The following is a 14,925-nucleotide window of genomic DNA, read 5'->3' on the forward strand; positions in this document are numbered from 1 at the left end:
CACGATGGACCAAGCAGTCGGGTGGGCGACAGCCCAAGCCCGTGCGCCAGGCATCGTTAAAACGGCTTTTGCACAACACGACACCGGGCAGTCAATCGAGACGCTTGAACGCCAGCTGGGTGATGATCCGCTTGCGCTTGTCATACTTTTTGTAAGCCCGAACGCAGATGCATCCGCCGTGATTGTGGAAGCCGCGCACGCCTTTGCTCCAACCCCGGTAGTTGGTTGCACCACCGCAGGAGAGTTGGCGGATAGTGGCTACTGTGAAGATCAGATCGTCGCGATCGGCCTGCCACGATCCCATTTCGAAATATGCACAGTTCTTGTTCCGGACCTGAACAAGTTCGACGCCAACAGCATCATCAAAGAGATGATCCACAACAGAAACGCGATGATGGAAAACGCGCCGGAGTGGGATCATGAATTCACCTTCCTGATGATCGACGGGTTGTCGACAAAAGAAGATGAGCTGACGTCGGAATTGGCGGTAGGGCTTGGGCCGGTACCATTGTTCGGTGGATCGGCGGGGGATGGAACCCAATTCGGGCGCACCTATGTTCTGCATCAAGGGCAGGCACGGAGCAATGCCGCCATACTGACCCAGGTTCGCACGCGGTGTCCGATAAAGGTGTTCAAGACCGATCACCTCGTCCCCACCGCCCGCCGCATGGTGGTGACCAAGGCGGACCCGGCCAAACGCATCGTTCAGGAAATCAATGCCGAACCCGCTGCGCGCGAATATGCCCGTATTCTCGGCAAAGACCCGGAACAATTGACGACATTTACCTTTGCGGCCCATCCTGTCGTTGTGCAGATCGGTGGAAAACACCACGTTCGCGCAATTCAGCAGGTGGCGGGTAACGGGGATCTCGTCTTTTTCTCGGCTATTGACGAGGGGCTGGTTCTGACTCTGGCAGAACCCCGAGACATGGTCGAACACCTGCAGGAAGAAATCGGGCAACTGACCGACAAACAGCAACCCGACACCATTCTGGGCTGTGACTGCATTCTTCGTCGGCTGGAGGCTCAGGAAAAGCAGAAGACGCACGAGATCTCGAACATCCTGTCCCGCAATCACGTGGTCGGTTTCTCGACCTACGGAGAACAATACAATTCGATCCATGTGAACCAGACCCTGACCGGCGTTGCGATTTACCCGCCCAAGAAAGAGTAAGGCATGATCGAGCATCTCACAGATCCCTCGGATACGCTTGATCGTCAGAACGAAAAGCTGAGGAAAATCGTCGAGGCCCTCATGCGGCGTGTCGAGGAATCCACCGACGCCTCGGGCGCGGCTTATGCGCAGTTTCAGCGCGCAGCGGTTCTGGAGCAAGAAGTTCGCGCCCGAACGGATGAGCTTGAACGCGCGCTTGAGCTTCTGAATGACTCCAACGCCAGGTTGGCGCAGGCCAACAAGGAAACCGAAGCGGCGCGGGCGGATTTGGCAAACGCGATCGAAACGGTGCAGGAAGGGTTTGCTCTGTTCAATCGCAACGAAGAACTGGTGCTGTGCAACAGCCGGTTTGGGTTGCATATGCCTGACATTCAGGAACAGCTGAGCCCCGGCTTGCGGTTTACCGAGTATGTAGAATTGGTCAGCCAATCCGGGTTCCTGTCCCTGCCAGAGACAATGACTTCCCAGGACTGGGCCAAAAGCCGCTTGGATCGCCACGCGGATGACCACGTGGTGTTCAATGTTCGTCTTGCCGGCAATCGATGGTCTCAAGTGTCCGAACACCGCACGCCAGACGGTGGTACTGTGATCCTGCAAACCGACGTAACAGACATCATGCGGATCGAGCGGCAGGAGAGGGTTCGCATTCTTGACGACAAGGCAAGGCTGATCCGCGCAACGCTTGAGCATATCGATCAGGGCGTCTGCATATTTGACAACAAGCACCGCATGATCGGATGGAACACCCGCGCAAGCGAGCTTTTGGCCATACCGATCACGCAGTTTCAGATGGGCACACGGTTTGAAACCCTGTCCAATCGCCTCAGCGACAACATCAGCTTTGAGAAAGGGATTACCGAGGCGGATCTGCTGGATTGGGTCAGCCGGCAGACTTCTCGCCGCCCTCTTCAATTCCAGATGCATCGGGGTCGATCAAAAATACTGTCTGTTTTTGCCCAGGAAATGCCTGACCGGGGCTTTGTGATCTCCTTTACTGATGTGACTGCAGAACGAAAGTCTGCTGAGGCTTTGTACGAAGCCAAGGAAATGCTGGAACAGCGTGTGGCGTCGCGCACAATGGAACTTGCGGATGCACTGAATGAGGCCGAGCGGGCGAATGCATCAAAATCGCGCTTTGTGGCAGCCGCCAGCCACGACCTGCTGCAACCTCTGTCTGCGGCAAAACTCTATGTTGCGTCACTGGGCAGTGGCCTGGACAAAGACTCCGCTCGTAGCGTCGCAGCAAAAGCCGAAAGTGCACTGAACAGTGTCGAACACATTCTGGAAGCCTTGCTGGATATATCTAAGCTGGATTCCGGTCGAGCCACGGCGCATCTGTCTACGGTGTCGGTGGGCGAGCTTTTTTCACAAATGGAGGACGCTTTTCGGCCCGTCGCCCAAGCCAAAGGTCTGAAATTGCGTTTTGTCGACACGAAGGCTTTGGTCACAAGCGATGCCAGTTATCTTCGGCGGATATTGCAGAACCTGTTGTCAAACGCGATCCGGTACACCGAGACTGGAAAAGTTCTTGTCGGTGTCAGGCATCGCAAAAACGCAATTGCCCTGGAGGTCTGGGACACGGGCATCGGCATAGCATCAGATCAAAGAGATATTGTGTTTCAGGAATTTCAGCGCCTGCATTCGGATGCCAGCGCTGCCGAAGGCATGGGGTTGGGTCTAGCGATTGTTGAGCGGGCCTGTGGGTTGCTACAGCACCCCATCCATCTTCATTCCGAAGTCGGAAAGGGGACAGGCTTTTCGGTCGAGATACCTTTGACGAAAGCAAAGCCAGAGGTTTCCCTCGGTTCTTCAGCGATACAAAAACCAAGTCTCAATGTGCCCGGCAACGCCATCGCTTTGTTGATCGAAAACGATGAAAACCTGCGCAACGCTTTAACCATGACCATCGAATCCTGGGGCGTCGAAGTTCTTGAATGCGAAAGCGAAAACGAAGCAATCAGTCTTCTGCGCGAGATAGGCATCCTTCCAGACTTTGTCGTCGCAGATTATCAATTGAACAACGGGAAAACAGGGACGGACGCCATGCGCGCCCTGACAGATGAATTTGGGCATCTGCCTGGCTGTATTATTACAGCCAATCGATCACCTGAGCTTGTCGAGCAATGCAAGCAAGCAAAGTTGCCCCTTCTATACAAGCCAATCGATTCACAACTGCTCAAATCAACTCTGGAAGCCTCCATGGTACGCGACGCGTGAGTTTTTCCAGTTGTCGGTTGAGTTGCAGGTCAGCCACGTTTCTTTCAGATATCTTCTGTCCGCGGATTGGCCTTGGTCTGAACCAGCATAGACACAACTTCCGCCTTCCAGCCCGCCTTTATTTTTAGCGCCAACTGTGAAGGGGGGCGATGATCCGGCGTAAGGATCGCATATTCATATCTGAGCGGGTCCTTGAAAGGCAGGAATACGACACGGCCATTTGAGATGTTTAGATTTCGTTCTGTCGCAACGGTCAAAGGATCGACTATAGTGCAGCATTGTCCCGATCCGACAAAGGGTATGAGTGGCAGAAAATACTGGCATGTCACGCTTGGTTTGTAAGACGCAGAAACCATCTGAAAAGCACGCTGCACTTTCTTCTGAAAAGGGTGTGTGTCGTACAGCCCACCCATTGGCACGCTATCAAGGTCTGAAATCGTCAGGGTCTTTTTTTGAGCCAGCGGATTGTCTCGATCCATTGCGCAAAAGCAATCTCCACTTATGATTTCTGCCGTGAATTGTGGTTTCTTTCCGACCGGGTGCTCGAAATCGGCAAACCCGAAATCGATGTTCTGGGTACCAGCAAGTTCCATTATTTGAGGCGAACTGCGGGTCGACAGCGTAACCCGGATGTCCGGGTTCCCGCCAACCGAGCGGCTGATGAAATTCGGAAAGGCAAAAATGGACGGTCCCGGCATTGCAGCAATATTCAGATTGCCTGAACTTCCTTTAAGAAGCCCGTGCATCGTGCTGGAAACCGTTGATAATCTGTCCAGTATCCCAGTGGTTTCCGCCAACAGGTAGTGCGCCTCGGGCACCGGGATCAAACGCCGACCTTTTCGTTCGAACAAGGTCAGTCCAAGACTTCTTTCCAGGTTCTTGATTGCCAGGCTGATCGCGGGTTGTGTCCGGTTCAGCTTCTTTGCGGTCTGAGATATGGACCCGGTTTCCATCACCTCACGAAAAACTGTCAATTGAGCAAGGTTCATGCTCAATACATAAGGTAAACTTTCGTTTTGTTAAATATAACAAATTTGTATTTATGATAAAACTCCATAGGCTGATTGGATCAGAGTTCGGACAAACCGAATCCAATGATCCAAAACTGGGAGCTTACGATGAGATTTTTGAAATGCCTGACGGGTTTGGCTTTGGCTGGCGCACTGGCTGCACCAGCGTTTGCACAGGATCCAACTTTTTTCCGCATCGGCACCGGTGGTGCAGGCGGCACTTATTTCCCGATCGGCGGGACCATCGCCAACGGGATTTCGGCCCCTCCGGGCTCACGCCCCTGTGAAGAGGGCGGACAATGCGGCGTGCCCGGGTTGATCGCGATCGCACAGTCAACAACCGCATCAGTCTTCAACAATGCCGCTGTCCAAAACGGCGAGCTTGAGGCCGGCCTGGCCGCGGCTGATGTAACCCGTTCGATGTATCTGGGTGAGGGAAAGTTTGAAGGCAAACCCCACCCGAATCTGCGCATCGTCGCAAACCTGTTCCCCGAAGACCTGCACCTGGTTCTTCCCGCGGGTCAGACCATCAACGATCTGAGTGATCTCAAAGGCAAGCGCGTCGGTATCGCGCAAGCTGGTTCGGGAACGCAGGTCGCTGTGTTGCAAATGCTGGAAGCATGGGGCGTCAACCGTGACAACATGGATGAGGCCGAGTTGAACAACAGTCAGAGTGCCGAACGTCTGGCCGATGGCCAACTGGACGCCTATTTCTACGCGGCGGGCTGGCCGGTTGCCGCAATGGTGCAACTGTCTTCGACCAAGGGCATGAACCTGCATTCTTTCACCGATGAAGATTTGGCAAAGATTAACGAGATTATCCCTGCCTATATCCCCTCGGCCATTCCGGGTGGCGTCTATGAGGGTATTGACACTGAAACAAAAACCCCAGCGGTCAGCGCTATGCTGGTTGTGTCATCGGACCTGTCCGAAGATCTGGTTTATCAGCTGACCAAAGCCCTGTGGAACGATAATACCCGCAAGCTGCTGGACAACGGCCACGCAAAGGGCAAGCAGATCACGCCTGATACTGCCCTCGATGGCGTCGAGGCGCTGGGTGTTCCGCTGCATCCGGGTGCTGAGAAATTCTATAAAGAAGCCGGTCTTCTTCAATAGCCACACCTGACTGAAACCTGTCGCCGGTGCCCCGGTCGGGGCACCGCACTCTGGAATTATGCGAAATCGGGGGGCCATCATGTCCGAGACCCAGAAACTTGATGACCACGAACTGACGGCAGAGGAACTTGCGGCCATCGAAGAACAGTTCGACGAGGGTGCCGCTGTCCGGCAGGTCACGCCCACCGCAGGCAAGGTGCTGCGCGTGGTCGCCCTGATTTTTGCGTTCTACGAATTCTTCACGGCTGGGTTCGGTTTGCCTGCCGACCACTGGCATATGGGCATCTATCTGGCCCTGCTGTTCATTCTGGTCTACGCCACAATCCCGATTATCGGGGTGAAAAGCCTCTATGCGCTCAAAATCAGCCGATTCCGCGTCGGCAATATCCCTCTCTATGACCTGGTATTCATGATGCTTGGCATCATCGCCGCACTATACGTGGGCTTCGCCTGGCGCGGCATTCCGTTTCTGGGGATCGAGGAGCAGACCTTCCGCATGGGCAACCCGAACAACTATGATGTGATTCTCGGGGTCGTGATCATCCTGCTGGTACTGGACATTGCACGCCGCACGTTGGGCTGGGTCCTGCCTCTGATCATCTGCGTATTCATCTCTTATGCATTGCTGGGCCCCTATTTTCCCGGGCTGTTGCAGCACCCGGGTGTGAACTTCAAAACCTTCGTATCATCGATGTACTTTCCGCAGGAAGGTATCTATGGTGTAACGCTTTGGGTCGTATCGACCATCGTGTTCCATTTTGTCTTGTTCGGCGTGATCGCTCAGCGAACTGGGCTGGGGCAATTGTTCATCGACAACGCTACAATTTTGGCGGGTCGCTATACGGGCGGTCCGGCCAAAGTATCGGTGGTATCCTCGGCCTTCTTCGGCACGATCTCGGGCTCTTCGGTGGCCAACACCGTTTCGACCGGCGCGTTGACCATTCCCAACATGAAGCGCCTTGGATACCCCGGCCATTTTGCGGGCGGCGTCGAGGCCGCGTCCTCGGCTGGCGGCCAGATCACACCACCCATCATGGGGGCTGCGGCCTTCATCATGGCTGAGTTTCTCGAGGTGCCTTATACCACCATCGTGATCGCTGCGATATTTCCGGCACTTCTGCATTACGTGGGTGTTTTCGCTGTAGTGCATCTGATGGCGCGCAAGCTGAACCTTCAGGGTCTGGCGAAAGAACAGTTGCCGCAGCTCAAGGCTGTCTGGACTGAAGGCTGGGCCAACATCGTGCCGTTGATCGGCCTGCTGGTGGTCCTTTTCACCGGCTACACGCCATTTATGTCGGCCTTTTGTGGCATTTCGCTTGCTGTCATCGCAGGCATGTCGCGGATCAAGCAACCTCCGACACTGATCTATGCAGCAGCCTTCCTTGGGTTCGTCCTGTGGAAGTTCTCGGATGGAGGCTTTGACCTGACCATGACGGCAATCCTGTGTGGGCTGTCGGTGATCGCCACGCTTAACCCGCAGAAACGTATCGAAGTGCCCGAGATGCTGCAGGCGGTTGAACTGGGTGTGAAATACTCTCTGGCTGTGGGCGCTGCGGCGGCTGCAGTGGGTATCGTTGTAGGGGTGATCAACACCACCGGTATCGGTTTCCGCATCGGATTCATGGTGACACAAGGTGCGGGGAACCTGGCGGCAGATCTCTATAACATGATCTCATTCGGCAGTTTCCAACTGTTTGCGATGGAAGACTTGCAACTGTTTATCTCGCTGGTTTTCATTGCCATCGTCTGCATTCTGATGGGCGCCGGCATTCCAACCACGGCGCTGTACATCATGCTCGTTTCGGTCGCGCAGCCTGCGTTGGCCCAGCTTGGCGTTCCGCCCATCGCAAGCCATCTGTTCGTACTGTATTACGGCGTGGTGTCCGAGATCACACCTCCGGTCTGTACGTCGGCCTATGCGGCGGCAGCGATTGCGAATTCCAACCCGTTCCGCACCGGGCTGTCCGCCTTTACGCTTGGTCTGGGTAAAGTAATCGCGCCAATGGCGTTCGTCTATGCGCCGGTTTTGCTGTTCGTGTCTTCCACCGGGTTTGATCTTTGGGAATTCACCTATACCGCAGCCAGCTGTATTGCCGGTGTCATCGCGCTTTCGGCAGCGGTCGTGGGGTATTGGTTGCAGCCACTCAGTCTCGTGTCGCGCATCCTGATGGTCGTTGCCGGGATTATCTTCGTGGCGCCCACTCTGACGGCTGACTTGATCGCATTGGCGGTGGCGTCTCCTGTCATTGTCACACAGTTGATCGCCCGTAGCCGAATTCAAGCAACGGTCTGACATGCCTGAACAAGTGACCATCATCGGCGCCGGGATCGTCGGCCTATGTTGTGCGCTCTCCTTGCAGGAGCGCGGTATTGCCGTGCGGCTGATCGACCGTGGAGAACCGGGGCAGGAGACATCGTTCGGCAATGCCGGTGTCGTCTCACCGTGGTCGGTGATCCCGCAGGCCACGCCCGGCATCTGGAAAACGATCCCTCGGATGCTGTTGGACCCGAAAAGCGCTTTGACCGTCAGGCTCTCGTTCTGGCCCAGGATGATACCCTGGGGCCTGAGATTCCTGAAGAGTTCAAGTGTGAAATCCGTACGCAACATTTCGGACGCAATGGAGGTGCTGTGCCGTCCATCGATAGATCTGTACCGAAGACATCTGCAAAATACCGGGCACGAAGACCTTATTGTTGATTCCAACTATATCCACGCGTTTCGCAACCCGGATCAGGCTGACCTGAAGGATCTGGGATATCTGATCCGGCAGGAAAAAGGCGGACATCTTGAGCGGATCGACGGACCAGAATTGCGCCGGATCGAACCCGCGCTTTCCAGAGATTTCAACGCTGCGATCCTGATCAAGGGACAGGCGCGGGTTACGTCTCCTGGTCGGGTCGGTGCGGTTTTGGCCGACAAGGTCCGTCAACAAGGCGCCGAGTTCGTGCGGACAGAAGTCAAAGGAATAAAGCGCACGGAAGACGGACAATGGAATTTGACCTCGCCGGCCGGCACGATCCACGCCGACACTGTTGTGCTGGCCGCCGGGGTTTGGTCTGCCGAGTTGCTGAAACCCTTGGGTTTGCCCGTGCCACTGGTGGCCGAGCGTGGATACCATGTCCAATTTCCGACCCCCTCAGCCAGCCTGGAAAACTCGGTGATGGACGTGGACGCCAAGGTGGTGGCCAGTTCGATGCAGGACGGTTTGCGTGTGGCCGGTACGGCCGAATTCGGCGGCATCGACGCGCCGCCAGATCCACGCAAACAGTCCCTTCTGACCGCACAGGCCCGCGCAATGATGCCGGATCTGAACACCTCGGATACGCAGTTCTGGATGGGCCGACGCCCGTCTTTTCCTGACAGTTTGCCTGCGATCGGTCCGGTAGAGGGGCACAAGGGCCTGTTCACCGCTTTTGGTCATTCCCATTACGGTTTGATGATGGCCCCAAAAACCGGTGAGTTGGTGGCCGACCTGGTGTCAGGTCAACGCCTCAACATCCCGTTGGATTCATTCGCCTTGTCACGCTTTTAACTCGCGCCAGCCACCGTTTCGAAGAAGGATTACCCCATCATGCCGATCTACCAGGGTGGACAGAATATCTGCGGAGCCTCAATCGGGGTTTTGTGTCTGGAAAGCTATTTCCCCAAACCACCAGGGCATATCAAGAACCCTTCCAGCCTGCCGTTCCCGGTGCTGTACGAAATGATAGATGGCGTTACGGTGCCAACGCTGCTGAACAATCCGACGCCTGATTTGCTGAACCCCTTCATAAAAGGCGCGCAACGGCTTGAGGCTGAAGGCGTGCGCGCCATTACCGGAAGTTGCGGGTTTCTCGCCCTGTTCCAAAAAGAGTTGGCCGAGGCCGTTTCGGTGCCTGTCTTCGCTTCGAGCCTGATACAGGTGCCGTTGGCCTTTCACATGTCCGGGGCCCGCGCGCCGGTCGGGGTGATTACAGCGGATTCATCGGCACTGACACAACGCCATTTCGAAGGCGTTGGGGCGGGGGGCGTTCCTGTTGCCGTACAGGGCTTGCAGCACACTAGCGAGTTTGCCGAGGTCATCCTGCGCAACACGCGCACCCGCATGGACACAGATTTGATCGAGGCCGAAGTGTTGGATGCTGCGCATAGGCTGAAGCGCGATACGCCTGAAATACGCTCCGTGGTATTAGAATGCACGGATCTTCCCCCTTATGCAAAACGCATTCAGGAAGAACTGAGACTACCTGTTTTTGACCTGACGACGCTAGCGCAAATGGCGCATACAGTAAGCGCGCGTACCGGGTATTGCGGGTTGATGCCGTGGAGTTGAGGCCGTCGCGCGCTGGTAGTGTCCAAGAAATGCCAAATAGCCGCAAAAACAGTGGCTACCTGCTGATACCTTTCGACGGACCGGGACAAGGGACTTTCCCTTGCTGAAGCGGCTGGTTAAGAAGCCACTCCACTGCCGTTTCAGGAGGCCCCTTTGGACCGTATCGCCCGCACCATAGCCACCGAGATCAATGCACGTCCCGATCAGGTCGGTGCTGCGATCAATCTATTGGATGACGGTGCGACGGTTCCCTTTGTCGCCCGCTATCGGAAGGAAGCAACCGGTGGGTTGGACGATACCCAATTGCGTCTTCTGTCCGAGCGTTTGACCTATCTGCGTGAACTCGAGGCACGGCGCAAAACCATCCTGAATTCTATCAAAGATCAAGGGAAGCTGACCGAAGATCTGAGCAAATCGATAGCTCGGGCCAAAACCAAGGCACAGCTGGAAGACATCTATCTGCCTTACAAACCCAAACGGCGTACCAAGGCGATGATCGCGCAGGAAAACGGGCTGGAACCCCTGGTCGAAGCCATTCTGGCCGATCGCGATGCGGACCCGGACACACTGGCCGAGGCATACCTGAGCGAAGCCGTTGCCACCCCTCGAGACGCGCTGAAGGGCGCGCGCGACATTCTGACCGAACGATTGACTGAAAATGCGACACTGCTGGGTGAATTGCGTATGTTCATGCAGCGCGAAGCGCAGCTCAGTGCCAGGGTTATCGACGGGAAGGAAAAGGAAGGCGCTAAGTTCAGCGATTACTTTGACCATTCCGAGCGTTGGGCGGATGTTCCATCGCACAGGGCGCTGGCAATGCTGCGGGCTTCAAAAGAGGGCATTGTTTCGCTTGATATCGCGCCGGAACCGGAATTTGGGGCTGCACGGGCCGAGACCATTGTTGCCGCACATTTGCAGACACGCGGCAATGGACCGGGTGATGCCTGGTTGCGCAAAGTTGCCGGGTGGACGTGGCGGGTCAAGCTTTCGCTGTCCATGATGGTCGAATTGATGGCCGATCTGCGCAGCCGGGCGCAGGACGAGGCAATTCAGGTCTTTTCGCGCAACCTCAAGGATTTGCTGTTTGCCGCGCCTGCAGGTGCCAGGGCTACTTTGGGTCTTGATCCCGGCATCCGCACTGGCGTGAAGGCGGCAGTGGTTGACGCAACGGGTAAGGTCGTCGCCACTGATACGTTCTATCCATTTCAACCAAAAAACGATCTGCGCGGGGCGCAGGCGACCATCCTCAATCTGATCTCGGCCCACCAGATCGAGTTGATCGCCATCGGGAACGGAACCGCGAGCCGAGAAACTGAACGGTTGGTTGCAGACACACTGAATTTGCTCCCCAAGACGGTAAAAGCGCCAACTAAGGTGGTAGTGTCCGAAGCTGGGGCCTCAGTCTATTCCGCGTCGGAACTGGCAGCACGAGAGTTTCCCGATCTGGATGTCTCGCTGCGCGGGGCGGTGTCCATCGCCCGGCGATTGCAGGATCCTTTGGCAGAATTGGTCAAAATCGAACCGAAATCCATCGGCGTGGGGCAATACCAGCATGACGTTGACCAGCACCGCCTGTCGCAATCCCTGGATTCTGCGATTGAGGATGTCGTGAACGCGGTCGGGGTTGACCTGAACACAGCCTCTGCACCTTTGCTTGCGCGTGTGTCGGGACTGGGCCCCGCGCAAGCCGAAGCCATCGTCGCCCATCGCGATCTGAACGGACCGTTCCAATCGCGCAAAGACCTGTTGTCCGTCGCAGGCTTGGGTCCGCGGGCCTTTGAACAGTGCGCCGGGTTTCTTCGCATAAGGGACGGCGCTGAACCGCTTGATGCGTCGTCGGTGCACCCCGAAGCCTATGAAGTCGCCCGCCGCGTCGTGTCGGCCTGCGGTCGGGATATCAGGCACATCATGGGCCATGAAGAGTCCTTGAAAGGGTTGCGGGCACAACAATTCGTAACCGAAGATTTCGGCCTGCCCACTGTTCTGGATATCTTTGCCGAGCTTGAGAAACCCGGACGGGATCCCCGGCCCAGTTTTGTCACGGCCAGTTTCGCGGATGGCATCGAAGAGATAACCGATCTGAAGCCCGGAATGGTTCTTGAGGGCACCGTGACAAACGTGGCGGCCTTTGGGGCCTTTGTGGATGTGGGCGTTCATCAGGACGGGCTGGTTCATGTCAGCCAGCTGGCGGACCGCTTCGTCAAGGACCCGTATGAGGTCGTCAAGGCCGGGCAAGTTGTGAAAGTGCGCGTTGTCGAGGTGGATGTGCCCAGAAAGCGTATCGGTCTTTCGATGCGCAAACAGGGCGGCGGCGGAAAGCAGCGCGCCTGATCTGCAATCTGCACATTATCCGGGTGTAACGACATGAAGGCGTTACCCACCGGAAATAGCGTGCAGACCGATACGGGCAGCCAGTATGCATTGTTTTCATTGAGCGCTGAACTGGGTATCAGCAAGAGAGTTCACAGCGCCGCCAAATGGATCGAAACAGAAACTATAGTTCATGCAGTACCACAACAAGCCTTACGACAAGCTTCAGGTTGGCGATACCGCCGAGTTGGTCCGCACTTGTTCGGTCGACGATTTCTATGTGTTCGCCAACAATTCGGGCAATCACAATCCTTTCCATCTAGCCAGCGAAGACGGCGACGGCGACCACACCAAAGAAGCGGTTGCACCTGCAATGTTCGTGGGAGCCCTGATCTCGGCAGTCTTGGGGAACGTTCTGCCGGGGGCAGGGACGCTTTACAAATCGCAGCGGTTTGACTTTGTTGGAAGGGCGCATGCAGGTGATGAGCTGGTATCCAAAGTCACCGTTTTGGAAAAGCGACCAAACCGGGAGGTTGTCTTTGACACGGTCGTTACGCGCCCATCGGACGGAGCCGTGATCGTCAGCGGGCAGGCCGTCGTGATCGCGCCGGAGAAAGAGATGGTGTTTGCCGAATTGGAATTGCCTGGGCTGGTGGTGAAACGTCATCGTCATTTTGATGCCATGCTGGAAAAGGTACGCCCGCTGCCGCCTATGCCTACTGCTGTTGTGGCTCCGGAAGAGCCCAATGCCCTGAGTGGAGCCTTGTTGGCCGCCCATGAGACGATCATCACACCCATTCTGATCGGTGACCCGGACAAAATCGCCAACGCTGCCGCCGAAATCGGAGCGTCGTTGGAAGGGATTGAAATCATACCGCAAAGTGATCATTTCAGCGCGGCCAACACGGCGGTCGATCTTGTTGCGGAAGGTCGAGCAAAGGCGCTGATGAAAGGGCATCTGCATACGGACGAACTGTTAAAAGCCGCGCTCAGGCGCGAGAATGGCCTGCGCACCGGTCGCCGCTTTACGCATGTCTTTGTCATGGATGTGCCCGGACAACCCAGACCACTCTTGGTGACAGACGCGGCGATCAATATCGAACCGGATCTGGAAACCAAGATTGACATTGTCCAGAACGCAATCGACTTGGCCTTGTCGCTGGGGATCGAAAGTCCCAGGGCAGGTATTCTTTCTGCAATCGAAACCGTCAATCCGGCGATCCGATCTTCCGTCGATGCGGCCCTGCTGTCGAAAATGGCGGAACGCGGCCAGATTACGGGTGGGTTGGTCGACGGCCCTCTGGCCATGGACAATGCGGTCAGCCTTGCTGCTGCCCGGTCCAAGGCGATCGTGTCTGATGTTGCCGGCAAAACGGATATTCTGGTGGTGCCCAATCTGGACGCCGGGAACATGATGGCCAAGCAACTGACCTATATCGCCAATGCAGAAGGGGCCGGTGTGGTCATGGGGGCCAAGGCGCCCATCATTTTGACCAGCCGTGCCGATGACGACAAGGCTCGACTTGCATCCTGCGCCGTGGCAGCCCTGCACGACTCCTTCTCACTTTCACGCACCGGAGCACCCACATGACACATGTCGTGACACTGAACGCTGGATCGTCTTCGATGAAATTTGGCTTGTTTGAACTAACCGAAGACGATCCAATCATGGTTTGCACCGGTGCGGTCGAGAACATTGGTGAACAGGAACCGCTTGTTAAAGCAAAGTCTTCCGACGGAAGTGTCCTTGCCAGCGGCACCGCCGGAGAAATCAGTGATCACGCCTCGGCCCTGGACTGGGTTTTGAACCTGCTGGCCCGCTCTTTTCCTAACTGCGACGTAACTGCGGTAGGGCATCGTGTTGTCCACGGTGGACCTGACATTGACGCACCTGTGCCGCTGACCAAGGCTTCCATTCAAACGCTGGACAAGCTGTCTCCGTTTGCGCCTTTGCATCAGCCGCACAATCTGGCCGGGGCCAGGGCGGCGATGGAACGTTTTCCAAACGCGGTTCAGATTGCCTGTTTCGATACGGCCTTTCACCGAAATCACCCTTGGGAGAACGACGTATTCGCCTTGCCGCGCGAGTATTACGACAAAGGTGTTCGACGCTATGGCTTTCACGGGCTCAGCTATGAATACATATCGGATCACATGGCAAAAACAGCGCCGCTTCTGCACGAAGGACGCGTGGTCGTGGCCCATCTGGGCAATGGTGCATCAATGTGTGCGATGATCGGAGGGCGATCAGTGGGCTCGACCATGGGGTTTTCAGCCCTCGACGGGCTGCCGATGGGTACACGCTGTGGTCAACTGGATCCCGGAGTGGTCCTGTATCTGATGGACCAGGAAGGGCTGAGCGCTGACGAAATCTCAGACCTATTGTTCCGGAAGTCGGGGTTGTTGGGCCTGTCCGGGTTGTCCAACGATATGCGCACCCTGGAAAAGGCGGACACACGCGAAAGCCGTCAGGCGATCAGCTATTTCACTTTCCGTATTCGGCGCGAGCTTGGGGCAATGGCGGCCATTCTCGGCGGAATCGATGCCTTGGTATTCACCGGTGGGATCGGGGAAAACTCGCGTCTGGTGCGTGACCGGGTTTGCTCGGGGATGGGATGGCTGGGCATCGAGCTGAATCCTGACGCAAATGCGGACAATGACCGGATCATTTCAACTGACCTGTCACGCGTCGTGGTCATGACAATCCCGACCAATGAAGAACTGGTTATTGCCCGTGCAGCGGCAGATCTGTTGGCCAAACGTCCTCGGCTCAGAACTGCCTAGC

Annotated in this window: 10 protein-coding genes; 9 read left to right on the forward strand and 1 reads right to left on the reverse strand. The window is 56.2% G+C overall.

All coding sequences use genetic code 11. The features are described 5' to 3' along the window. Window positions 1–4 precede the first annotated feature (4 nt). Both AC2FJB_RS09925 and AC2FJB_RS09930 read left to right on the forward strand, forming a co-directional pair. On the forward strand, window positions 5–1,174 hold the full coding sequence (locus AC2FJB_RS09925; RefSeq protein WP_496718195.1) for an FIST N-terminal domain-containing protein: 1,170 nt from the start codon (window positions 5–7) through the stop codon (window positions 1,172–1,174). A gap of 3 nt (window positions 1,175–1,177) precedes the next feature. Continuing rightward, entirely contained in the window at window positions 1,178–3,391 is a 2,214-nt protein-coding gene (locus tag AC2FJB_RS09930; protein ID WP_496718197.1) for a hybrid sensor histidine kinase/response regulator, read from the forward strand. Window positions 3,392–3,435: 44 nt separating this feature from the next. On the opposite strand, the gene AC2FJB_RS09935 is transcribed toward AC2FJB_RS09930, so the two are convergent. Beyond that, a complete protein-coding gene (locus AC2FJB_RS09935) occupies window positions 3,436–4,380 on the reverse strand; it encodes a LysR family transcriptional regulator (protein WP_496718198.1) in 945 nt (314 codons plus the stop codon). Window positions 4,381–4,509: 129 nt separating this feature from the next. On the opposite strand from AC2FJB_RS09935, the gene AC2FJB_RS09940 reads away from it, so the two are divergent. From AC2FJB_RS09940 to AC2FJB_RS09970, 7 genes are all read left to right on the forward strand, one after another. Then, on the forward strand, window positions 4,510–5,517 hold the full coding sequence (locus AC2FJB_RS09940; RefSeq protein WP_117874051.1) for a TAXI family TRAP transporter solute-binding subunit: 1,008 nt from the start codon (window positions 4,510–4,512) through the stop codon (window positions 5,515–5,517). Window positions 5,518–5,596: 79 nt separating this feature from the next. Further along, complete coding sequence (locus AC2FJB_RS09945; RefSeq protein WP_496718199.1) at window positions 5,597–7,810, forward strand: TRAP transporter permease; 2,214 nt, start codon at window positions 5,597–5,599, stop codon at window positions 7,808–7,810. Window position 7,811: 1 nt separating this feature from the next. After that, complete coding sequence (locus AC2FJB_RS09950) at window positions 7,812–9,050, forward strand: NAD(P)/FAD-dependent oxidoreductase (RefSeq protein ID WP_496718201.1); 1,239 nt, start codon at window positions 7,812–7,814, stop codon at window positions 9,048–9,050. A gap of 39 nt (window positions 9,051–9,089) precedes the next feature. Then, window positions 9,090–9,830: an aspartate/glutamate racemase family protein gene (locus tag AC2FJB_RS09955; RefSeq protein ID WP_496682998.1), complete on the forward strand. Its 741-nt coding sequence runs from the start codon at window positions 9,090–9,092 to the stop codon at window positions 9,828–9,830. Window positions 9,831–9,983: 153 nt separating this feature from the next. Further along, window positions 9,984–12,161 (forward strand): Tex family protein, encoded by a 2,178-nt coding sequence (locus tag AC2FJB_RS09960; RefSeq protein WP_496718202.1) that lies wholly within the window; start codon window positions 9,984–9,986, stop codon window positions 12,159–12,161. Window positions 12,162–12,333: 172 nt separating this feature from the next. Next, entirely contained in the window at window positions 12,334–13,731 is a 1,398-nt protein-coding gene (locus tag AC2FJB_RS09965) for a bifunctional enoyl-CoA hydratase/phosphate acetyltransferase (RefSeq protein ID WP_496718203.1), read from the forward strand. Then, window positions 13,728–14,924, forward strand: a complete 1,197-nt coding sequence (locus AC2FJB_RS09970; RefSeq protein ID WP_117873343.1) for an acetate/propionate family kinase — start codon at window positions 13,728–13,730, stop codon at window positions 14,922–14,924. The genes AC2FJB_RS09965 and AC2FJB_RS09970 overlap by 4 nt, the downstream gene beginning before the upstream one ends. Window position 14,925 lies beyond the last annotated feature (1 nt).

The sequence above is a fragment of the Ruegeria sp. CDSC085 genome, from assembly GCF_059610465.1.

Bases quoted from the DNA above. Each gene is read 5' to 3' on its own strand.
- AC2FJB_RS09945 (WP_496718199.1), top strand. From the start codon at position 5,597: ATGTCCGAGACCCAGAAACTTGATGACCACGAACTGACGGCAGAGGAA.
- AC2FJB_RS09935 (WP_496718198.1), bottom strand. From the start codon at position 4,380: ATGAACCTTGCTCAATTGACAGTTTTTCGTGAGGTGATGGAAACCGGG.
- AC2FJB_RS09925 (WP_496718195.1), top strand. From the start codon at position 5: ATGGACCAAGCAGTCGGGTGGGCGACAGCCCAAGCCCGTGCGCCAGGC.
- AC2FJB_RS09940 (WP_117874051.1), top strand. From the start codon at position 4,510: ATGAGATTTTTGAAATGCCTGACGGGTTTGGCTTTGGCTGGCGCACTG.
- AC2FJB_RS09955 (WP_496682998.1), top strand. From the start codon at position 9,090: ATGCCGATCTACCAGGGTGGACAGAATATCTGCGGAGCCTCAATCGGG.
- AC2FJB_RS09950 (WP_496718201.1), top strand. From the start codon at position 7,812: ATGCCTGAACAAGTGACCATCATCGGCGCCGGGATCGTCGGCCTATGT.
- AC2FJB_RS09970 (WP_117873343.1), top strand. From the start codon at position 13,728: ATGACACATGTCGTGACACTGAACGCTGGATCGTCTTCGATGAAATTT.
- AC2FJB_RS09930 (WP_496718197.1), top strand. From the start codon at position 1,178: ATGATCGAGCATCTCACAGATCCCTCGGATACGCTTGATCGTCAGAAC.
- AC2FJB_RS09965 (WP_496718203.1), top strand. From the start codon at position 12,334: ATGCAGTACCACAACAAGCCTTACGACAAGCTTCAGGTTGGCGATACC.